Consider the following 20,846-nt stretch of genomic DNA (forward strand, 5'->3'; position numbering starts at 1 on the left):
TTCGTGAAGGCTTGAGCCGTATGCAGTGAAAGTTGCACGTACGGTTCTTAGGAGGGCGACACTTGGTAACAGGTGTCGTCTATCCGACAAATGTGAGTTAGGGCCGAAAGGCGGCTCTTTACAAATTCCGGATGCTCATAACGCAGTAAGTAGCGAGCTAAGTTTTATGTATCCACTCTTTGTTACTTATTATGTGTATTTAAAACAAGCTCAGTGCAACTTAATTGTTTGTTATTTAGTTTTAAAAAATTTGCTGTTGTACCAATAGCTTCAAAACCAAATTTGTGCAATATGTGCATTGAAGCAGGGTTATTATTTAGCACCTGAGCGTTTAATTGTTTTAAATTAAGCTTATTTTTTCCGATGTGAATTAGTTGTTTTAAGCAGTAACTTGCTACACCTTTAGATGTAAACTCTTTACCTACACGATAACCCACATAGGCTTTTTGGTCTGAAATATTTTTTAGGTTAGCTCTCGCAACAATAACATTGTTTTTAATTACAATACCGCAAAAGGCATTGCCTGAATTAATTTGATTAAGTAGATAATCAATATGCTTTGTAACACCACTGTGAGAATAAAAGTCTTTAGGCCTTGGCTCAATAAAACTTTCAAACCATTCTTTGTTTTTCAATTAAAAGCCCAATAGTTTATTTACGTGATTTTTAGAAAGTGTTTTGTATCCGTCTGGTGATCACCGCCTAGCCTTTAAAATTCCACGGTAATAGACTATCGATATCAGGTGTTGATTGGCACAGCTCATCTAAACACGCGGTGATGTAATCGTATGGCGCTAAGCCGTTGGCTTTGGCTGTTTCGATGATGCTGTAAAGTATCGCGCTTGCGTTAGCACCTGTCGCTGTTTGGCTAAACAGCCAGTTCTTACGGCCTATCACAAACGGTTTGATGGCTCTTTCTGCACGGTTGTTGTCGATACTCAGTCGCCCATCATTAATGTACTCAATGAGTTTCGGCCACTGGTTTGCCATGTAATTGGCGGCATCAATGAGTTTACTATTACCAACAAGGTTTGGCTGATGTTTTTCAAGCCACTGTTTGAGTTTATCGAGTATCGGTTTACTCTGTGCTTGTCGAGTCTGGTAACTCTCATCCGCTGATTTATCTTTCAACCGTGACTCTATCCCATACAGCTTTTGTATTAAGCTGAGCACCACATCGGCTTTGCCTGTCTTATTTTTCCCTTGCAGCTTTTTCGCTTCAATGAATTTCCGACGTGCGTGCGCCCAGCACCCCACAAGACTGGCCTGTGTCTTTTCATAAGCTTGATAACCATCAACATGTAAGTACCCTTGATAGCCATCAAGATAATCCATCACGCAGGCGGCTGCGCGACTAGTGTGGTAGTCGTAAAGCACGATGTTAGGGATGGGGCTGTCGGGTTTAGGTGAGTCAGCACCTGAGCAGTACACCCACATGTAACTATTCACTTTATCTGATTTCACCACATTGACCGTGGTTTCATCAGCGTTAAGGAGTGGTTGCTTGAGTAATTCTTCTTTTAACCGTTTAACCAGCGGGGTAAACAGCGCTGCTGACTTAATCACCCAATCGCTCATGGTTTTGCGGCTCAGCTCAATGCCGTATTGCTTAAACATGCTCTCTTGGCGATGAAGCGGTAAACCATATTGATATTTACTGGTGATGAGTTGGCTAAGTAAGCTCGCGGTGGCAATGCCTTTGTTAATGGGCATAGCGGGCATAGGCTGTTGCTTTATCGTTGACCCAGTGCCTGATTTTTCACACTCACGACAGGCGTATTTAGGGCGAATATGTTCAATCACTTTGACGTGTGCTGGAATGAACTCAAGCTTTTCAGCAGTATCTTCACCGATTTTATGTAACTCACCACCGCAACATGCACAGCTTTTATCTGCTATGTCGTGGATAACTTGTTCACGGGGTAAGTCTTTTGGCAGTGGCTTGCGTTTAGGCTTGCTGCGGGTGTAGCTAATTCCTTGCTGCTCAGGCTCAGCTTTCTCAGCAATCTCTTCAACTTCATTAAATAATTCACCTTGCCCTACAAAGCCTTCAGCACTTTTGCCGAATTGCTTTTGTTGGGCTAAACGGAATTGCTCATATAAATAGGCGATTTTAGCATCTTTCTGTATAGATACTTCGCGCTCATATTTAAGCTGTTTTTCAAGCTCAGCAATGCGTTGTTGTAAGGTAAATACATCGTTCATGCCGTTTATTTTACGGCTTTTATGCACAATGAATAGGGTTAATAACTTAAACCTTGATGATCATATCAATTGATCTAAGTAATTAAGTCACTGTGTGCTGACTGACGTTGATTTCTTCCTGGCCAATAACGTCATACCCTGATAATAGCCAATGTAATTGTTGCTCATTCAGTGTCATGGTGTCACGTTTAAGCTTAGGCCATTTAAACCTGTGCTTATCAAGTCGCTTGTACCACAATGCAAAGCCTGTCTTATCCCAATAGAGAAGCTTTAACTTGTCGCGCTTTTTATTACAAAACACAAACAGCGCGCCCGATAGCACGGGTAATTCAAGCTCACATTCCACCAACGCCGCAAGGCCATTGATGGATTTACGAAAGTCCACATGCTCAGCACATAAGTACATCTCGGGCGGATTAACAAACATATTCATGCTGATAGACCTTTAATAATTGAGACGATAGCATCACAGTTAAGTGTTGTGGGTAATGTCAGTTGGCCAGTGCGCGTATTAAAGTTAATCGTTGGTTGCTCAGTGATACTGACGTGTGTGCGTTGGGCTTGTTGCTCAACTCGGACAAATTGAGGTGATGCACCTGAAGATTTCACCTGTTGCATGCTTTTATATTTATAAAACGAGCTGATAGATACTTGATGGTGTTTGCAAAACGCTTCATTCGTTCCAGTAAATGATGAGCGAAGCGCTAGGATTTCTAGCCAACGTTTAGGGATGGGTGAATTCATAAAGACCTCCAATAAAAAGTTGAAGGTATTTTCAAATACAAAAAATGGTGTTGCTAGGTGGGGTTGGCCGGACGCTTACAGTGTTTTAAGTTCCATACACACCTTTGATATTCATGATTTTTTGATAGAGGTTTGCTAGGCATTTTGCCTTACAAGGTTGCTATGTGTAACCGTTGCTCTTTAAATAAATGTAGTTGAGTTTCAAAAGCAAACTGATGTATCTCTGATTCCCATACATTTGAATCAAATGTAATCCAAACTTCCATAACTACTACCTCATTATTAGCTCGCTCACTTCGGATATTTCGGCCCTTACTTCGGGGTTTTTCAACATAAATATAATCTAAGAAAGTAAAATGAATTTTTAACCTAATCAAAGTCAAAGCATGCGCCTTTGATTTGATAATACTCGATCGTCAAATTAAACTTGCTTTGCAGCTCATTCAGATAGGAATGTTCAACGCTTGTGCATTTTACAGGACCAGCAACAATTAACTTTTCAACGAAACCTGCTTTATAAAAGTACGCATACTCTAGAAGTTGCCCAATTGCTTGCCGTATGCATGATTTAGCACTAAATGCTGTTTTGATTTCATACAACCTGTACTTATCACCCAATTGGAGAGTCAGATCAACTCTTCCGCATCCTATAACGTTTTCAGTGCCTACGTTATCCCTGCCATAGACTTGCACTAACTCATCATACAAAGCCTGTTGAAGATCATTGTGTAATAGTCGTACATCTATTTGCTGATCTTTCTTATAGGAGGCTTTGGTAAGTGACAGTTTTGTTCTGCAACCTGGTTTGAAAACAAAAGAGGGAGTGAAGTATTGCCATTTTTTGATGCTATCTCTATGTGAAGGTACAAAGGTGGTAATCGATCTAATACTTCACAAATTCGTTTAAAATCAATTGCTTAACGATTTTTTTACCTAGGAAAATAAAAGCATTAGTTTTGTACCATTCTGACTTGATTATGGTTGGCTGAAAGTCTTCACTTCTAGAGCCGTCACGCTCAATATCATAGTGCCACATGCTTAAATCGTAAAACTCAGTTCCGAATTCATTGAATAAATTAATTTTCTCTATTAGAGCATTAAGGTTTGGATGATCTCTACTAGGGCGAAGGGAGAATGCTACTCCATATCGAAACGAATTATTTTCAAAGCCGATATTAAATTGAAGCTCGGCTCGACCTCCGAAATGAGCACCCCAATCTTTTTTTACCCCCTTTGGTCAAATACATACTTTGAGGGAACTCGTGATAAAGAATGAATCTTTTTCCTCAATTCTTGAAGGTTACCCAGCTCATAAGTATTACATTTGGATTGTTAATGGCCAACTTTGATTTTTGATAACAGTACTCGACTTAATTATCTAATTACAAAGTGCTAGTGATAGAGGTTGTGTTTATTTTTTCTGAATCATAATGTGTCGGTTTATAAATGAATAAATTGTAATAAAATCAATTGTTTAAATTTTCTATAAATTTTAATTGTGAAATATACACTTTGTATAGTTGCCAATTTAGTGACCTTCTGTTTAAAATGTAGCTTCATTGTTAATAATTTTTTATTGGTTGTGTCATGGAAAATCGAAGTCAATTTTTGGATGAAGCAATATCTATTCAAGTTAGTGCGTTGCTTCTAGTGAAACAAGCTGCAGTTGTAGATATTCAATTGGCTGCGCACCTTTTCTGTATTCAATCTGAAGCTGATGTGGTTGCTATACGTGATGCTAGTACAATGACATTGCAACGACTAGCTAGAGAAAAAACAGTTATTAACGCGGCATCGCTTGGTTTGAATGGAATTAAACAAATGCTAGATGCTATTAAAAGTGCTGAGAATAACGATTCAAAACTTGGCAAGCTTAAAAACTTAGCTGCAAGTACCTCAATCGCTGTGGTGGGGAATTAATTATGAATGCAATTAGTTCAGAACTCATAGGTTTAGTGGATGGAAGAAGTGTTTCATATAATATAACAAGAGACATTTCACTGATTGTTACGCTGATGTCTCTTAATGCAAGACCAGCTCTTGTTGCAGAGCTCTTTCCTTATATCAAAATTGGACGCTATAAAGAAATAAAAAGGGAAGTAGACACTATTTCTTCTAAGCCATTTGAGTTCAAGAAAATTGCAAATTCAGTTGGTTATGGATGGGTTGATTCAAACCGCGAAGGCTTTTTGATAGCGAATCTGCTATTTAATGAAGCTAAAGCTCTGTACCCTAATTTTGATTTTGATTTTGATTTTGATAATGATAATGTTTTTGCAGATATGCTTGTTAATGTTTGTATAAGCTTTAATAAGCGCTTCCAAGATTTGGTCGACCCAATTGACATTAATCAAGTTAATTCATTGTTTTGTGGAATTTCTAAGCAGGACTTATACCCCAATAGATGCTCATGTGGCCGCTTTTATTTAAGAACAACCCAAAGTTTCACTTCTTCTTGTCCTTGGTGTCGTTGTGGTGTTAATCCTAAATCAGTGAAAACAATCAAACTTAAAAAAGTAAATATTCATCATTTCGTTCAAGAGCAATCAGTTCGAGTACAACACACGCAAGTAGCTAAAATTTCGTAGGTTGAAAGGAATGAGATTCTATTTAAGTTTAACCATTGTAGCATTGGGAGTTATGAATGCTGGTTTTGTGTCTGCTAAAAGCTCACTGGATTCTGGAACAGAAAAACCTAGTAGAGGATGGCACTTTTACGAAGATCCTCAGCTTGTAGATGAGGAAAAGCAAGAAGTTCCAAAGGCGCAACCTCCTTCTGCACAGCCAAATGATAAGAAACAAACAGAAATGGTTGAAATTAATTCAGCGTGGTTGAAAGAAAACCTTCCTAAATTACTCAATACAGCTATTGATGATCCTAGTACAGAGAACATTTCAAACTATTATTACGCACAACGTTTAGCTATCGACAAAGCGAATGCATTTAGCGATCAAACAAAAGAATTTTTTATGTTTGAAGAGCAACTTTCTGAAAGTAACCGCCGACCAAATTCAAGTAATGCGTTATTTGCTCATAAAGTAAAAACAAATAAAGATAAAGCCAAAGTGTTCAATTCTTTATTTGATAAAGCTGGGCTGTGGATGTTTTATCGTTCTGACTGCCCGTATTGTCACCAACAATTTCCTGCGATGGAGTCCTTAGCTAAGATTATGGGGGTTGATGTGTTAGCAATCTCGATGGATGGCATTCTTTTAGATAAAGAGTTCCCGGGAGTTAAGCATGTGATCGACCCAAATATGACTTTGTCTCGAAAGTTTCAAGTGAACATTACGCCTACAACAATGCTTGTCTCAAATGATGGTCAGCACTTTCAAACAATTAAATATGGCATGGCATCAGGTAGTGAACTTGTTCAAAGAGCACTCTATGCAGCAAAACGGATGAACCTCATTAATGAGGAGCAATTTGTTAAAACACAAGAAGTAAAAGACATTCTTGTGTCAAAGGAGCCTTTAGTAGTTGAAAAGCAAAAGCTAGAAGACAACCCTTCAATTCTATCTGACCTACTCAGAAAACGGCTTAATGAGATTAACCTTTCAACGACATCAAAGGCTCAGTAATGTTTAAAATTAATAAATTAAGAGTGCTAATTGCACTTAGCGTTTTGTCTCCATCAATTCATGCTTCAACTGTGATGGAAGATGTCTTTACTGAAGCTGTAACATTTCAAACGACAACTGCTACTTCATTCAGTACACCAACAAGAAACGGTATAAGTTTTGGTGGGGCTTCTTACAGAGTAAAAGGGGTAAGAGCGAATGTCGTTAATTTTCAACCTCCGAAAATATCTGGAGGCTGTGGTGGCATCGACTTTTTTGCTGGAAGCTTTAGTTTAATAAACTCCGACCAATTAGTGCAAATGGGAAGGGCGATTGCACAAGGTGTACCATCATATGCCTTTAACTTGGCTTTAACTTCAGTTTGTCCCTCATGTAGTAAGTTAATGTCAGACCTTCAAACAAAACTTGATGAATTTAATCAAATGACGGCTAATGGCTGCGAAAAGGCTGTTGGATATTTGGGAGATCTGAAATTAGATGACGGCACAAATGCAGTCGATACTTTCAAGAGCTCAGTGCAGTTTGGTGCTTTAGAAGGGCTCGCAAATGATGCTTCAGGTTGGTTAACAGATAGAGGTGAGGCAAACGCTACGAAAGGCGATACAGATAATACAGCTGTTAAAGCAGAAAAAAATGGTGTCGAAGTAGAAGTTAATACAGCTCATCATATTCTAGTGAATGCAAATGTCAGTGCATATACCCATTCCTCAATCTCAGGTTTGGGTGGTGCAAACTTAAAAGACCTGATCATGTCGTTAACCGGTACAACAATTTCTAGAAAGTCTGGAAGCACAAGCTCGACCGATACTGGGATTGATGTAATAACTAAACCTGCAACTGTCTCATTAAGAGATATTTTCGAAGAGTCTGATACAGGTTCAATTAGAGTAATGAAGTGTGAAAGCACAGATCCAAATTGCTTAAACCCTATTGAACAAACTATCTCAAGCAGAGGCTTGAAGTACATTTTTGATGATATAGCAGAAAAGCTCGTTGCCAAAATTGATAAAAGACTGAATGTAGCTCAGACGGCAGATGAAATAGCACTACAAGCTATTGCAGATTTAAATGCTACAGAGTTAGTTAGCGCTTTAAAAAGTCCTCGGTTGGCCGCAAAGACATTATCATTAACAGCTCAGGAAGCTGTAGCTCAGCAAATAATAACGGTACTTCAGGAAGTGCTTCATAACATCAAGTCAAATTCATCTGTAGGTGTATCACTAAAAGGGGCTGTTGCTAAACCATATATCGAATCACTGGATAAGCTCAATGATGATCTTGATAAAATGCGATACAAAATAGGTGAAGATTTGAAGTTGGTTGCTACGCCATATGCGGTTACCCAGGCAATGAAGTAATTTAAAATTAATGCTCATGTATGATTAAGTTGTTGTGTCAAAGCGCCTTAACAAACAAATATATGAAAAATTTGTTTGTTAAGGCCTTTTTATTGAAGATTGCAAAGAGGGTACCCATTAAAAGTACGCTTAGAAAAATAGGCGAGTTAAATCAATACAGTGAAGGCGAAATATGGCGGAATTTAAGAAACTTAGAAGCTTTTGGAATATGGTGATAGTTGTTATAGGTATAATTTATCTTTTGCATACCTACGTCACAAATAGGGTTGTTGCTCTTCTCAGTGATGGTACCCCAAATACAACATTAGTTTTACGAGGCTGTACATCAGTTGAATGTCATATCAAAGGTACATTAAGAACAGATCCAATATCTTTGGAAAGCTACATTTTGAAAAGTGATGGAACAAAGCTTTATTTTAATCACGATGAAATTTCAAGTTTGTCATGGCCAGTTATAGATGCCAATTCTGAATAAGCTTTTGTAATCTTACTATTCTGGTTAGAGACAGGATATAAGCGCTCTAACAAGGTAATGCTAGCCGAGTTTGAATATTTTAATGATACTGTATTTTGTTTGGTGCTAAATGATCCAGTAATTCCCAGCTGGCTCTTTATTTCATTATGAGCCCATTCGATGAACTGTTTTGAACCACTACATAAGCCAATACAAAAGCATTTATTATTTCTTTGGTAATATTTTCTAACCTATCCATCACCTTCAATATAGCCTGCAATAAATGCCAGTACATTAGATGATTGAGAGAATTTAGATGGGCTTAGAGTTAAACTTTTCTTACGTACAATGCCAAATTGTTTTAGGGATTTAGCAATTACCTTAGAGATAAATCTAACTTCAACCATAACCGCGTTACTTGCAGAAAACCGGTAACTTAAGGTGTTACCAAAATCTAAACCAAATCAACTAAATTCGTACTTTTAATGCATACTGCCAACTTTGTTTTAAAACTATCAAATTCTTCAACCGTCTTCGGCTGGTGTGTTTTTTCTTCGTGATGTTTCCCCGAAATAGCAGTATTAATTTTGTCTTCCAAAATTTTGATATTAAAAGGTTTTACAACATACTCATCCACCCCCATTGAAACAGCAAGCTCAACAAGTTCATGTTCAAGAATCCCTGATACAATGACAAACTGAATATAGCTACCATCGTCTTTGGCACGGACTTTTTTTAGTAGACTCAGTGCATCCTTTTTATCTGGATACCAATCACATATTATTAAATCAGGCTCGGTCTGCTTTTAGCTTACTCCAAGCTACATCAACACTTTTATACAAATGGATGTCACTAGACTGCAACTCATGGAGTATAGAAAGCAAAATCCATTCATTTCTGGATTTTGCTCTATTAGGAATATTTTAATATTTTTGGAAGCTACCAATTGAGAACCCTATCGATTAATCACTATATTTCCTGTTAGGATAATAGTGTATTAAAAAAAGCTTTAGTTGTAATACCTTAAAACTGAAGGTTAGTTTAAATTTAACTCTTAACCAATGCGCATACATATATGAATTTAAAATCAAACACCAATGAAATTTTGGAAGACTTGTCGCACAACTTGCCAGCGGCAGTATTTACTTACAATGTCGATGAACAAGGCTATGATAATATTCAATATATTAGTGATGCATGCGAAGCTATCTGGGGGGGGGGCCTCCAGAAAAAGTATTGAATAACGCACAGGTTATCTGGGACTTAATTCACCCAGAAGACATTAAAAAGATGACGAGTTCGATTCAACATTCTGCTAATAATATGTCGAAGTGGGAATGTGGGTGGCGAATAACGCCGCATAACAGTACCGATACTAAATGGTTGCGTGGTTACGGAACACCTAGAAAAGGTGAAGGTGGGGTTATAACTTGGAATAGCCCGAATTCAACTCTGAAGTGCGACACTCTTTCCAAAATTAAGCAGCCTCCGTCGTTTCTTTAAATACCACGGCTGGCTGCTTAAAACTCAAACACTTTCTTGGTCGATAATTTATCCGCGACATTGCGAACTCAACATCTGTATCACTTACTTCTCTCAGGTCGGTGCCTTTCTTTATATATTGTCGTAGCAGACCATTTGCATTTTCGTTTGCCCCACGCTCCCAAGAGCAATAGGGGTGTGCAAAGTAAAACCCTGTTTCCAAAGTCGCCGAAATGAGCTCATGAGCTGCAAACTCTCTTCCATTATCTGCTGTGATTGTATGCACGTGATTTTTATACGGCGCAAGCAGCTCTATGGTTGCCTGCGCAACATCCTCTGCTGATTTTGATGCGGCTTTTTTAACAAGGTAAAAACGTGTTTTTCGCTCTAAAACGGTGACCAATGCACCCGTTCCTTGTTTCCCCAGTACCGTGTCAATTTCCCAGTCTCCAAGGCGAGTTCGGCCCTCAACAATTTCTGGCCGTTCATCAATCGGAGTCGCATTCAAAATCGCTGGGCCCTTGTCCTTGACGCAAATGCTGATATAGTTTGCCACCACCACGTTTATCCTGTGCAATATAGCGATAAATCCACTCGTGACTGACAGGCTGTTCCACGCTCGTCAAAACGACTGAAATTTGCTCTGGACTCCAATCTGTTTGCAGCAATATTCGGACGTTTTTGGGGAATACGGTATTTCTGTGCTGCTTTACGCTTCCCCATAGCTATTAAATGCGCCGAATCAGGGCAATAGGCTTCTTTAACTTTATGCCTATTTAACTCTCGATAAACGGTGGAGCGATGGCATTTTAGTTTTTTGGCGATCTCATTAGCAGAGAACCCCTCTTCCAATAATATGGAAATCTGGTATCTTCTGCCCTCGGTCAACTGCTGATATCTCATGGTAGTACTGCTTGTTTCTTTGGCGAGAAGAGCGTACCACTTTCAGCAGTTGGCTTCCTCTTCTACGCGATCCCATGAGTGTCGCACTTATTATCTGAAATCAGGAGTGTCATTTTGGATGTGACTAATGAACATGAGTTACGAATTGCAGAAAGTGATGCGTTAAAGCACACCATAAATGTGCTAATCGCTGCACTAGAAGCTAGAGACCCATATACCGCTGGACATGGAAGAAGTGTGGCTTATATAGCAGAAGCCATTGGTAAAAAATTAAATTTACCGGCTGAGCAAATAGAAGGGATATTTATTGGTGGCTTAATACATGACGTGGGAAAAATCAGCACTCCTGCTGAAATATTAACTAAACCCACTACATTGTTAGAAGAAGAATACGCTTTAATTAAACTACACCCTATAACAGGCAGTAAATTTTTTCATAATGTATACTTTAAGTGGCCAATTAAAGAAATAGTAGAGCAGCACCATGAACGCTTAGACGGCTCTGGCTACCCGAAAGGGTTAAAAGAAAATGATATAATTTTCGAAGCTCGTGTTGTAGCTGTTGCAGACGTGCTTGATTCAATGGCGAGCAATAGGCCATACCGCTTTGCTCCGGGAATTGACAAAGCAATTGAAACATTAAAACAAGGCAGTGGTTCAAAATTTGACATAACTATTGTAAACGCGGCGATTGAATTAATTAACTCTGGTGAACTTATGTTTAAGAATGGCCTTGTTGATCAAATGCAGCTCTCTAATAAACTCACTTAACTTACTGATATTTAGGCAGACCAAGGGTGTTGATCTTATTTAGCGCCTTCACTTTGATCATCGCTTCAACCAGTTGGCGATTGTAATCACGCGCATTTAGCTTAGCCCCCATCAACTGTTTAAAACGGTACATCGCTGTTTCTGCTAATGAGCGCACATGATATCCACTGAGCTTTTTCCATTGTGCGATTCCTAACTTATTGCACAACATGACAGCCTCATTGCGTGGATGCTTATCAGTCCACAGCCGTGCATTCTCTCTCGGCGGGATAACAGGTATCGCGCCTTTTTCAGTTATTTCTGCATAGCAGCGGCGGCTATCATAAGCACCATCAGCGCTCACTCTATCTATACGCCGACGTAATGGTCTTATCAAATCTTGGAGGGTCTCGCCGTCGGTGACGTTACTGAGCGTCATTTGCGCCCCCACAATATCATGCGTGTTGGCATCCACCGCAAGGTGCAGTTTTCGCCACTTTTTTCTTGCCTTTACGTGGTGCTTCTGTGCATGCCATTCACCTTCGCCAAACACCTTAAGTCCTGTGCTATCAACTACAATATCTACAAATCCAGTGGTGCGGACTTTACTGCGAAATTTAATATTCAACTCAGCACTGCGCTTACACAGACAACTGTAGGTTGGGGCTTCAAGCGGAAGCTTCATCAAAGATAATACCGATTGTGTGAACCCTTGTAGTGCCCTGAACGATAAGCCAAAGACAGCTTTGAGTGTTAAGCAAGTTTCAATAGCAAGATCAGAGAAATGATTAGAGCGGCCACGCCCACCGTGAGTACATTCGTTATACCAATGACGCGTTGCTTTTTCGTCAAACCAGAAGCGAATATTACCGCGGTTAACGAGGGCTTGATTATAGTGAGACCAGTTTGTGATTTTGCTCATTGTTGTTGCACAGGCTAGTAGGATATAGATGATCTGATCACAGGCTGGCAAGATAGTTCAAACTTTTAGGAAACAACGCCTTTAAGAATAGTTAGTTACCAGTTTTAATAATGAAATAAGTTATAACAGACGTTTTAAGTTAAGTAAGATTGATATCCGCACCTAGCTCGAATCTGGTGGTAGAGTATTTACGTTAACTTACAATGGGGCATTTTCGATTTAGGAATGGCTGCGTATCGATTGCGATCGCTGCCATTTTAGTATGATAAAGTACTCTCTCACAGGTGTATAATAAATATAAGAATTTATTCATTCATTACATATAGTCTTTTGATTAAATAATTGTAATGTTCAGCTTCACTTGTTGATCTGATACAACTCTTTAATGGTGAGATCTTACAAGGCTCATCACCGAATACAATGATAGGTACATGGCCATAAAACATAACCGTGTTAGTGTCATCAGTGAAAGAGACGTTCAGCTTAGGTGTAATTGGCAAAGGTCTTTTCACCTTGATAATTTCGCCTGGTTTTGATTTTACTAATTCAATTTCTTTTTCAACCCATGGCGCCCATTCAGATCTAGTTTTGCCTGTAGGAGGGTTATCTTTACTGCCGGCTAAATAAGTAAGAAACTCATCTTTGTTAATAGTTCTCATACTGTTTTTGTTACACCAAGTGAAACCAACTCGTTTAACAGGGCCACCAGCAACTTTGATCAGCCTGTATATTTGTAAGGTAATAGCGTTAGGGCAAACTGACTGTATTAGCTCTCGCTTTTGACCTTGATTAAGTTTGCTGCTGTTGATGAGCTCTTTTATTATCACTTTTTGTAAATTACATGCATCGACCAGCTGTGAAGCTGATTGATAATGAATTGGCGCCAATTGGATAAAGCCAGGTAGTCTAAAAGGGTATTTAGGTGAGTGGTTATAATCTGGCGTAAACCGGGCAAAAGAACCTGTGGCCATACTTAATGCAGTAAAGCCGGTATGCTTTTCAGGGGTTACTAATTCCCAACCACTAGTATCGGACATGTCACCAGCTGAAGCTGGTAACTTATAGCATTCAGCATGAACCACCTCACATTCATGAAGGAATTGGTTAAGTGCTTCAGTCGCACTAACTAATTGGTTAAATGCAAACTCAACATCATTATATAAAGACATAGGTAATTCACTTAAGCGGTTATTTTCTATACCATCATACCATTTATTGTATATAAAGCATACACCTCAGCATCTGCGTTTTTGTCCTTTATTTTAATTTTTCTTTTATTTATTTTTATCTTCGCAATCCAATCGGGGCTGTTCAGTGGCACTATGGCGGGTGAGTATTGATTAAAGATATTAGTATGATGGTATAGTTTTGAGGCGTACATTTATCTGCTGTAGGCAAGGACTAAAGTCATCATACTGGCTGTCTTGAGCATCCCCGATTTATCGGTTCCATTCAAACACGTTAATTAGATGGTACGCCCCACCCATTAGCTAAACTCATAGAGTTGGCTATTACAGGAGGAAACCATCATGTCATTTGCAAAAGTCATAGGTATTGATTTAGGTAAATCAACCTTTCACCTAATTGGTCACGATTATTCTGGTCGTGAGATATTTCGTAATAAATACTCCAGAGCAAAGTTAGTCGATTTTCTAACAGTCCAAGAATCAACAGTTATTGCAATGGAAGCTTGCTGCGGTGCTCACTGGCTAGCAAGGAAATGCAAACAATTTGGACATGAGGTTTGTTTCAGTCAAAACAGAAGAAGCTCAACTAGGGCTCCTTATTAGACGTGTTCGTTCTGGCTATATTAAAGAAAGAACCGCCTGTATGAACCGAATTGGCTCGATACTACTGGAATTTGGGCTTAGCTTTCCGAGAGGCCATCATCAAATGAAAAACTTGTTCCAATGGATAGCTGATCAAAATGAAGTGTTGCCACCGCTATTGATTGCAGAGCTAACAACTCAATATGAATATTACAATCAATTAAATGTGTGGATTAAAGCTCAAGAAGATAAGTTATTAGCGTTAAATAAAGAAAACGATATAGCTAAGTTATTACAAACAATTCCAGGTGTTGGGCCTATGACTGCATCATGCTGTATCTCAGCAGTTGGTAGTCCTCAGGATTTTGATAATGGCCGTAATTTTGCTGCTTGGCTGGGGTTAGTTCCATTTCAATACTCAACGGGCGGTAAACCTAGAATGTTAGGTATTTCCAAGCGAGGGAATAAGGAACTGAGAGAGTTATTTATTCACGCTGCTCGTGCCGTTATGTGGCGGGATAAAACAGCGGAAAAATTCTTTGGAACATGGTTGATAGATTTAAAATGTCAAAAGCCATTTAATGTCGCACTTGTTGCTTTAGCAAATAAAATAGCAAGAATAGCTTGGTCTGTAATGACCAAGAAGAAGCCCTTTGAAATTAGAGTTTAAGTCAGTTTGCATATGATAATTAATGATGACAAAACGGTTAGACCACCAGATTGAAGACCTTGTGGACAGTTCAGCAAGAAAAATGCTTTCTCGTTTTTGAGGACAATCTGGCGCAGATCTCATCGTAGAGCTGGGACTAATGAAAGTCTCTAATAGACTCTGAGTACATTAGCGCAAACCATCTCCGTTATTTTTAGTTATTAACTTGCAAAACGGGGCGTACCATACATTATGTCCAGAAACGCTTCAGAAGCGAATTGCGGCTCTTTGCTAAAAGCGGACTATCATTGTTTCCAGTAAAGGCCATTCTTTTTTAAAGTATTCACCCTTACATACGCTTTAAAGATCTAACCTCCTAGTGATGGTAAGTAAGATAAAGGATGACTACTCTATTGTACTGTCAGGCTCCATGAAGTCTTCTAAAAACCAAGCTGAAAACTCATGCCGACCCTCTACATCCGCTTTGACATATATACTAGAAGCCTGCTGGCGAACTGTTTTTTCTTTAGTATCTCTTACACCACTAATTTCTCTAAAACTCAACCCCTTCAGCATTAACATAGCAACTTCTTGTTCACTTTTTGTCAGTCTCCACTGATTAAACTGTTCATTTATGACTTCACTGTACTTTATACGAGCGTGCTTCATTTCTTCCGAAATATTTTTTAGTTGAATGCCCGATTTATCTAATTCACTTTTCAACTGTTTAATACGCTTTGTGCGGTTTGAAATATCTCGAACCAAAAAAACAAAACCAATCGCTGAAGCTAAAACAATCAAGCTTTCTTCGACAATATGCCAAGTTGGAACACCTAAAGAAATATCAGTAATTACATCAAAAAAATTGAGTACCATTATTATAGCTAGAAGCACCGCTATCGATTTATCTTTCATTTAAAATCAACCAGTTAAAAAGTCTATGGGACATTTGTCTCATGAATCTACAACACATGCCTGACGTAAAAACTAAACATTATTTGTAAGGTAACTTCACTTTACAAACCATTCAAGGCAACTATCCCAGTTAGCCTAACAAGAGTCAGTAACAAATGATAGCAACCTCATATCGATTATTCTCATTAATAGCGTCAATGTTGTTAACTGTTTTAAGCATGCATATTCAAGCTGAACAAGTCACCAATTCAGTGATCGCCATTTCACAATTGGGAAATTTTAAACATAAGTTCCAAACCGTACATCGGGTTGACAGTATGGAGATAGAGCAAGTGCTTGGAGAAGTATCCTTCAAACCTAAATCCAGTTTCAAAGTACAACTGCCTTTTACACCGCAACAAATATCTTTTTTATACAATCCGGGTGTTAAGGTAAGTAAAGGACAAAAAGTAGCTAGAATAGAAGGGCCAGAAGTAAATCACTTCTTAGAAGAAATAGATGCCAGTAAATCAATACTTTTAAAAAGTAAGAAGCATCTTGAGTCTGTTAAAAATTATGCAAATTCGAAAACGATAAAAAGTGCTGAATGGTTAGACATCAACAAAACCTATCTTCAAGCAAAGTTAAGTTTTGAACACTTAAGCCATGCACTACAACAATTAGCCATCGATAAGAACGGCGATATTTTTATAATCAGTCCTTCTAATGGTCAACTTGAGTATACGAACGAACAATCACCATACCTTTTTGAAATAATTCCTTCCCATAATGTTTTTGTAAAATCTTCGCTATTAGCTAGCAATGTAAAAAATGTTAACTCATTTAAAACTGAAGATAATTGCATACTAAAAGTAGAAAATGTTGACGAAACAATCAGCCGTTATAAGCAAACAGTATGGAGTAGTTTCGACTCATCGTGTGAGCTTAAACTCGGGCAACAACTGTTACTAACACCTATCGTTTTAATTGAAGGTATTAAAGTCCCTCACCAGTCATTATTCGAACTCAATAACAAAAGCTATGTTGCAGTAAAACGAGGACAAGAAATAAACTTAGTTAAGGTCATTATTATTGGCAATGAGAATGATAGCTACATTGTTCAATCTGACAATCTAACACCTCAAGCCGAAGTACTTAGCTCCTTTGTTAGCATTGCCCAAGGTCTATTTCTCGGGCTGGGAGAATAAACGATGATAAGTGCGGTGATCAGGTTTTCTCTTATTCAACGAATTTTTATTACTATTTTGACTTTGCTCGTGACTGCTGCAGGAGTCAACGCTTGGTTTAATTTGCCAATTGATGCTTTTCCCGACATTTCTCCTACCCAAGTAAAAATCGTCTTAAAAGCACCGGGAATGACAACTTCGGAAATAGAAACTCAAATTACACGTATTGTCGAAACAGAGTTACTCGGTATTCCATCTCAAAAGATTCTTCGTTCAACCACAAAATATTCTATTACTGATATTACACTTGATTTTGAAGAAGGCACTGATATTTATTGGGCGAGACAACAAGTAAATGAAAGGCTGATGAATATTTGGGCTGAACTCCCAGAGGGTATTTCTGGTGGTCTTGCTCCTATGAGTACGCCTCTAAGTGAAATTTTTATGTTTACAGTTGATAATCCAAACTTAAGCCTTCAACAGCGACGTGATATTTTGGACTGGCAGATCAGACCGATTCTTCGAACAGTTGAAGGTGTCGCAGACGTAAACAGTTTAGGCGGCTATGTAAAAACATATGAAATAACACCAACTACTTTGAAAATGAAATCACTAGACGTTTCTTTTAGTGATATTGAACAAGCCGTAATAGCTAACAATTTAAATGGAGGACTTGGCCGAATAAACAAAGGTAACGACAATTTTGTTGTTCGAACACAAGGACAATTTGAAAAAATTGATGATATACGTCAGTTAGTTATAAAAAACAACCAACAAGGAATAATCAGGTTAGCCGATGTTGCAGCAATCAACGAAGGAAGTTTAATACGTTATGGTGCAGTGACACATAATGGTGAAGAGGCCGTACAAGGCTTAGTTATTGCGCTAAAAAACAGTAATACCGACCAAGTAGTAAGTTCAGTTAAAGAAAAACTTTTAGAACTAGAGCGCTCACTACCTAGTGGCACTACTATCAATGTCTTTTATGACAGATCTAATTTGATTAGTACTGCTATTGAAACCATCACAAATGCATTAGTTCAAGCTGTAGTGCTCGTTATCATATTGCTAGCCTTATTTCTTGGCAACTTTAGAGCGGCACTAATTGTCTCTATATCCTTGCCGGTGGCAGCTCTTGCCACTTTTATATTAATGAGCCATTTTTCCATATCAGCAAATTTAATGAGTTTAGGAGGCTTAGTTATTGCTATTGGTATGCTTGTTGATTCATCTGTTGTCGTTGTTGAAAATACTGTAAATAGGCTGTCAGAAAACAGCAAACTTCCTAAGCTGCATGTTATTTATAGAGCATGTAAAGAAGTTTCTGTGCCAACTGTATCAGGAACATTAATTGTCGTTATTGTTTTTTCCCCTCTATTAACTCTTTCAGGGTTAGAAGGGAAGCTGTTTACGCCTGTTGCATTGACGATTGTTTTTGCGATGTTATCTGCGCTAGTTTTAGCGTTTACTTGCATCCCGGTGCTAGCTTCAATGATACTGAAATCAAATGAAGCGAGTGAGCCTAGCTTCATCAAATCATTACAAATACAGTACAAAAAGTCGCTATTAAGCGTTATTAATTCACCTAAATCAGCATCATCGATAGCTTTTTTGGTGTTGATCACAAGCATTTTTGCCTTTGTAAGTTTGGGGAAAAGTTTTATGCCTACGTTGGATGAAGGAGACATCATTGTTCAACTAGAAAAGTCGCCATCTATTACCCTGCAATCCTCTCTAAATATTGATACCCAAGTAGAGAAAGCACTACTAAAACAAGTACCTGAAATACTTCAAATTGTAGCCAGAACTGGATCAGATGAGCTTGGCCTAGATCCTATGGGCCTAAATGAAACGGATATATTCATGGAGTTGAAGCCTCAAAATGAGTGGCGCTTTGATACCAAGCAACAGCTAATCGAAGATATACGCAACGTATTATCAAATTACCCCGGTATGAACACGAATTTTACTCAACCTATTCAAATGCGGGTAACTGAAATGCTAACTGGCACTACAGGCGATGTATCAATAAAAGTTTTTGGGGATAAAGTCCAAGAATTAGCAAATATCGCTGAAAAAATGAAAGTGTTAGTAAGCCAAGTATCTGGTAGTCAAGACATACAAACAGCATTGATAGAGGGTGGAAAATACATTCGCATTTCATTAAAACCTGAAATAGCTCATCAATTTGGTTTAACCACTAAAGCATTAACTGATTTTCTAAAGCCACAACTTGAAGGCTCACAAATATCTAAACTAGTTACCGTTAATAAATTTACGCCTATTGTTTTCGGTGCTTCGTCGAAGCACAAAGCAAGTCAGATTGGCTCAATAAATGATTTGAAACAAGTATCTGTTTTAATGCCTGATAATACCATTTTACCTCTAGAGAGCGTCGCTGACATTAAGGTAGAACAAGAACCTTTACTGATCGAAAGAGAACGAGGTAAACGTTTTGTCTCAATTACAACCAATGTTGAAAACAGAGATGTGGTAAGTTTTGTTGAAGAGTTACAAGCTAAAGTTCACTCTGAGTTGTCGCTTCCTAGCGGCTATTCCGTAACTTTTGGTGGTGAGTTCGAAAATCAGCAACGAGCAATGAAGAACTTAATTATCGTTGTTCCTTTAGCTTTGATCTTAATTTTTGTGATTTTATTTACAACTTTTCGCTCTGTATCCTTAGCAAGTTTGATTCTTTGTAACATCCCATTCGCCTTAATGGGTGGGGTTTTTGCGTTACTAATATCTAAACAATATTTATCAATTCCTGCATCAGTTGGCTTTATTGCATTACTTGGTGTTGCAGTACTCAATGGTATCGTTATGGTTAGTTATTTCGAACAGAGCAGAACCACTATATCTAATATCACTGAACGTGTAGTAGATGGCTCTCGAAGAAGGCTGCGTCCAGTACTTATGACCGCGACCACTGCAATGTTTGGCCTAATACCTTTAGCGTTTGCTTCAGGTCCGGGAGCTGAGATACAAAAACCGCTTGCTATAGTTGTTATAGGAGGCTTACTGACTTCAACGGCAACAACACTCTATTTATTACCAATCTGGTATCGTTTATTGGAGCAGCGCAATGTTTAGTTCATCATTAGTTTTTACCTTCATAGTCCCTAAGAAGCACAAGGATGATGTTATCGACCAATTAATGCTGAGTGATATAGCATCCGGCTTCAACATTTTCCCGATCATGGGATACAGCAAGAAACATAGTGCTTTTAGCTTAGAGGAACAAGTTAGAGGCTACAAAGATATGCTGAAGTTTGAAGTAGTTATTGAGCAATGTGAATTAGAAAAGCTTAAAGAAGAACTAAAGTTACTATTTACAACCATAAAAATTAGGTATTGGACAACAACTATCACCGAAACAGGCCATTTATAAGTTACGCAATCTCTGGAAAAGGAGAAATGTTATGAACAAAACTAGAACACTTACTTATGTGTGGCCTAAAAGCATCAGGCTTTTTCACTGGATAAACGTCATCACAATTAGCTTACTAATAGTGATCGGCTTAATCATCTTTAATGGAAAAACACTTGGAGTAACGGTGGACGCCAAAATAATGCTTAAAACCATACATGTTACTATCGGTTACATTTTTGCCATAAACCTTATCATTCGGCTGGTTATGGGGTTTATTGGTTCGTCGAATGACATGTGGTCACAAACTCTGCCATTTATGAAAGGGCATAAGAAGGAACTAACTAAATTCAGACGCTCTCCCAAACAAGTATACAAAGGCCATAATCCAATAGGAAAGCTCATGGTATTAGCTTTGCTGATAGCAATGACAATTCAAATGGCAACGGGCTTAATACTGGCAGAGACTGATATTTACTACCCACCGTTAGGAGATGTATGGACTCCTCCCCCAAATATAGTGAGTACGGTATAAAGAAATTGGACAATTACTTTTACCAATAAGGAATCCATACAT

General features: G+C 38.4%; 18 protein-coding genes and 2 pseudogenes. 12 read left to right on the forward strand and 8 right to left on the reverse strand.

The genetic code is table 11. The features are described 5' to 3' along the window. Positions 1–182: 182 nt before the first annotated feature. The 4 genes from AN394_RS19535 to tnpA all read right to left on the reverse strand — a co-directional run bounded on the left by AN394_RS19535 (position 183) and on the right by tnpA (position 2,949). Complete coding sequence (locus tag AN394_RS19535) at positions 183–635, reverse strand: GNAT family N-acetyltransferase (RefSeq protein WP_235576284.1); 453 nt, start codon at positions 633–635, stop codon at positions 183–185. 67 nt (positions 636–702) lie between these two features. Beyond that, positions 703–2,205 carry an IS66 family transposase gene (gene tnpC / locus AN394_RS19540; protein WP_055022320.1) on the reverse strand — a complete coding sequence of 501 codons (1,503 nt, stop codon included), beginning with the start codon at positions 2,203–2,205 and terminating at the stop codon, positions 703–705. An 82-nt stretch (positions 2,206–2,287) separates the two neighbouring features. Beyond that, entirely contained in the window at positions 2,288–2,638 is a 351-nt protein-coding gene (tnpB, locus tag AN394_RS19545) for an IS66 family insertion sequence element accessory protein TnpB (RefSeq protein ID WP_055022321.1), read from the reverse strand. Further along, on the reverse strand, positions 2,635–2,949 hold the full coding sequence (gene tnpA / locus AN394_RS19550) for an IS66 family insertion sequence element accessory protein TnpA (RefSeq protein ID WP_055022322.1): 315 nt from the start codon (positions 2,947–2,949) through the stop codon (positions 2,635–2,637). The genes tnpB and tnpA overlap by 4 nt, the downstream gene beginning before the upstream one ends. A gap of 1,587 nt (positions 2,950–4,536) precedes the next feature. Here tnpA and AN394_RS19565 point away from each other — a divergent pair. The 6 genes from AN394_RS19565 to AN394_RS22545 all read left to right on the forward strand — a co-directional run bounded on the left by AN394_RS19565 (position 4,537) and on the right by AN394_RS22545 (position 9,846). Continuing rightward, positions 4,537–4,869, forward strand: coding sequence for a hypothetical protein (locus tag AN394_RS19565; protein WP_036973899.1), 333 nt, complete (start codon positions 4,537–4,539; stop codon positions 4,867–4,869). Positions 4,870–4,871: 2 nt separating this feature from the next. Then, positions 4,872–5,537, forward strand: a complete 666-nt coding sequence (locus AN394_RS19570) for a hypothetical protein (RefSeq protein WP_055022325.1) — start codon at positions 4,872–4,874, stop codon at positions 5,535–5,537. Positions 5,538–5,547: 10 nt separating this feature from the next. After that, positions 5,548–6,531, forward strand: coding sequence for a conjugal transfer protein TraF (gene traF, locus AN394_RS19575; RefSeq protein ID WP_082423028.1), 984 nt, complete (start codon positions 5,548–5,550; stop codon positions 6,529–6,531). Then, positions 6,531–7,889: a conjugal transfer protein TraH gene (locus AN394_RS19580; RefSeq protein ID WP_055022327.1), complete on the forward strand. Its 1,359-nt coding sequence runs from the start codon at positions 6,531–6,533 to the stop codon at positions 7,887–7,889. The genes traF and AN394_RS19580 overlap by 1 nt, the downstream gene beginning before the upstream one ends. Positions 7,890–8,061: 172 nt before the next feature. Then, the gene (locus tag AN394_RS19585) at positions 8,062–8,364 is read left to right on the forward strand and encodes a hypothetical protein (protein WP_055022328.1); all 303 of its coding nucleotides are present in this window, start codon (positions 8,062–8,064) and stop codon (positions 8,362–8,364) included. Positions 8,365–9,540: 1,176 nt separating this feature from the next. Further along, complete coding sequence (locus AN394_RS22545; RefSeq protein WP_055022330.1) at positions 9,541–9,846, forward strand: PAS domain-containing protein; 306 nt, start codon at positions 9,541–9,543, stop codon at positions 9,844–9,846. Here the strand turns inward: AN394_RS22545 and AN394_RS19600 are convergent. Continuing rightward, a pseudogene (locus tag AN394_RS19600) lies at positions 9,821–10,728 on the reverse strand (IS30 family transposase). The gene AN394_RS22545 and the pseudogene AN394_RS19600 overlap by 26 nt on opposite strands. A gap of 120 nt (positions 10,729–10,848) precedes the next feature. On the opposite strand from AN394_RS19600, the gene AN394_RS19605 reads away from it, so the two are divergent. Beyond that, a complete protein-coding gene (locus AN394_RS19605) occupies positions 10,849–11,499 on the forward strand; it encodes an HD-GYP domain-containing protein (protein WP_235576285.1) in 651 nt (216 codons plus the stop codon). Position 11,500: 1 nt separating this feature from the next. On the opposite strand, the gene AN394_RS19610 is transcribed toward AN394_RS19605, so the two are convergent. After that, positions 11,501–12,400 (reverse strand): IS5 family transposase, encoded by a 900-nt coding sequence (locus AN394_RS19610; RefSeq protein ID WP_055022332.1) that lies wholly within the window; start codon positions 12,398–12,400, stop codon positions 11,501–11,503. A gap of 305 nt (positions 12,401–12,705) precedes the next feature. Next, positions 12,706–13,569: a DNA replication terminus site-binding protein gene (locus tag AN394_RS19615; protein ID WP_055022333.1), complete on the reverse strand. Its 864-nt coding sequence runs from the start codon at positions 13,567–13,569 to the stop codon at positions 12,706–12,708. A gap of 360 nt (positions 13,570–13,929) precedes the next feature. On the opposite strand from AN394_RS19615, the pseudogene AN394_RS19625 reads away from it, so the two are divergent. After that, a pseudogene (locus tag AN394_RS19625) lies at positions 13,930–14,839 on the forward strand (IS110 family transposase). Positions 14,840–15,223: 384 nt separating this feature from the next. Here the strand turns inward: AN394_RS19625 and AN394_RS19630 are convergent. After that, the gene (locus AN394_RS19630) at positions 15,224–15,733 is read right to left on the reverse strand and encodes a LuxR C-terminal-related transcriptional regulator (protein WP_055022335.1); all 510 of its coding nucleotides are present in this window, start codon (positions 15,731–15,733) and stop codon (positions 15,224–15,226) included. 197 nt (positions 15,734–15,930) lie between these two features. Here AN394_RS19630 and AN394_RS19635 point away from each other — a divergent pair, with 197 nt between their 5' ends. Genes AN394_RS19635 through AN394_RS19650 form a run of 4 tightly spaced genes read left to right on the forward strand, consistent with a single transcriptional unit; the run spans position 15,931 to position 20,804 of the window. Beyond that, complete coding sequence (locus tag AN394_RS19635; RefSeq protein WP_055022336.1) at positions 15,931–16,920, forward strand: hypothetical protein; 990 nt, start codon at positions 15,931–15,933, stop codon at positions 16,918–16,920. A gap of 3 nt (positions 16,921–16,923) precedes the next feature. Then, on the forward strand, positions 16,924–19,992 hold the full coding sequence (locus tag AN394_RS19640; RefSeq protein ID WP_055022337.1) for an efflux RND transporter permease subunit: 3,069 nt from the start codon (positions 16,924–16,926) through the stop codon (positions 19,990–19,992). Beyond that, on the forward strand, positions 19,985–20,290 hold the full coding sequence (locus AN394_RS19645) for a DUF3240 family protein (protein ID WP_055022338.1): 306 nt from the start codon (positions 19,985–19,987) through the stop codon (positions 20,288–20,290). Before AN394_RS19640 ends, AN394_RS19645 begins: the two co-directional genes overlap by 8 nt. A 31-nt stretch (positions 20,291–20,321) precedes the next feature. Next, a complete protein-coding gene (locus AN394_RS19650) occupies positions 20,322–20,804 on the forward strand; it encodes a cytochrome b/b6 domain-containing protein (RefSeq protein ID WP_055022339.1) in 483 nt (160 codons plus the stop codon). Positions 20,805–20,846: the final 42 nt, after the last annotated feature.

It is taken from the genome of Pseudoalteromonas sp. P1-26 (assembly GCF_001401795.1).
Taxonomy (GTDB): domain Bacteria; phylum Pseudomonadota; class Gammaproteobacteria; order Enterobacterales; family Alteromonadaceae; genus Pseudoalteromonas.

Coding starts and splice junctions, on each gene's coding strand:
- tnpC (WP_055022320.1), bottom strand. CDS start 2,205: ATGAACGATGTATTTACCTTACAACAACGCATTGCTGAGCTTGAAAAA.
- tnpB (WP_055022321.1), bottom strand. CDS start 2,638: ATGAATATGTTTGTTAATCCGCCCGAGATGTACTTATGTGCTGAGCAT.
- tnpA (WP_055022322.1), bottom strand. CDS start 2,949: ATGAATTCACCCATCCCTAAACGTTGGCTAGAAATCCTAGCGCTTCGC.
- AN394_RS19565 (WP_036973899.1), top strand. CDS start 4,537: ATGGAAAATCGAAGTCAATTTTTGGATGAAGCAATATCTATTCAAGTT.
- AN394_RS19570 (WP_055022325.1), top strand. CDS start 4,872: ATGAATGCAATTAGTTCAGAACTCATAGGTTTAGTGGATGGAAGAAGT.
- traF (WP_082423028.1), top strand. CDS start 5,548: ATGAGATTCTATTTAAGTTTAACCATTGTAGCATTGGGAGTTATGAAT.
- AN394_RS19580 (WP_055022327.1), top strand. CDS start 6,531: ATGTTTAAAATTAATAAATTAAGAGTGCTAATTGCACTTAGCGTTTTG.
- AN394_RS19585 (WP_055022328.1), top strand. CDS start 8,062: ATGGCGGAATTTAAGAAACTTAGAAGCTTTTGGAATATGGTGATAGTT.
- AN394_RS22545 (WP_055022330.1), top strand. CDS start 9,541: ATGCGAAGCTATCTGGGGGGGGGGCCTCCAGAAAAAGTATTGAATAAC.
- AN394_RS19610 (WP_055022332.1), bottom strand. CDS start 12,400: ATGAGCAAAATCACAAACTGGTCTCACTATAATCAAGCCCTCGTTAAC.
- AN394_RS19615 (WP_055022333.1), bottom strand. CDS start 13,569: ATGTCTTTATATAATGATGTTGAGTTTGCATTTAACCAATTAGTTAGT.
- AN394_RS19630 (WP_055022335.1), bottom strand. CDS start 15,733: ATGAAAGATAAATCGATAGCGGTGCTTCTAGCTATAATAATGGTACTC.
- AN394_RS19635 (WP_055022336.1), top strand. CDS start 15,931: ATGTTGTTAACTGTTTTAAGCATGCATATTCAAGCTGAACAAGTCACC.
- AN394_RS19640 (WP_055022337.1), top strand. CDS start 16,924: ATGATAAGTGCGGTGATCAGGTTTTCTCTTATTCAACGAATTTTTATT.
- AN394_RS19645 (WP_055022338.1), top strand. CDS start 19,985: ATGTTTAGTTCATCATTAGTTTTTACCTTCATAGTCCCTAAGAAGCAC.
- AN394_RS19650 (WP_055022339.1), top strand. CDS start 20,322: ATGAACAAAACTAGAACACTTACTTATGTGTGGCCTAAAAGCATCAGG.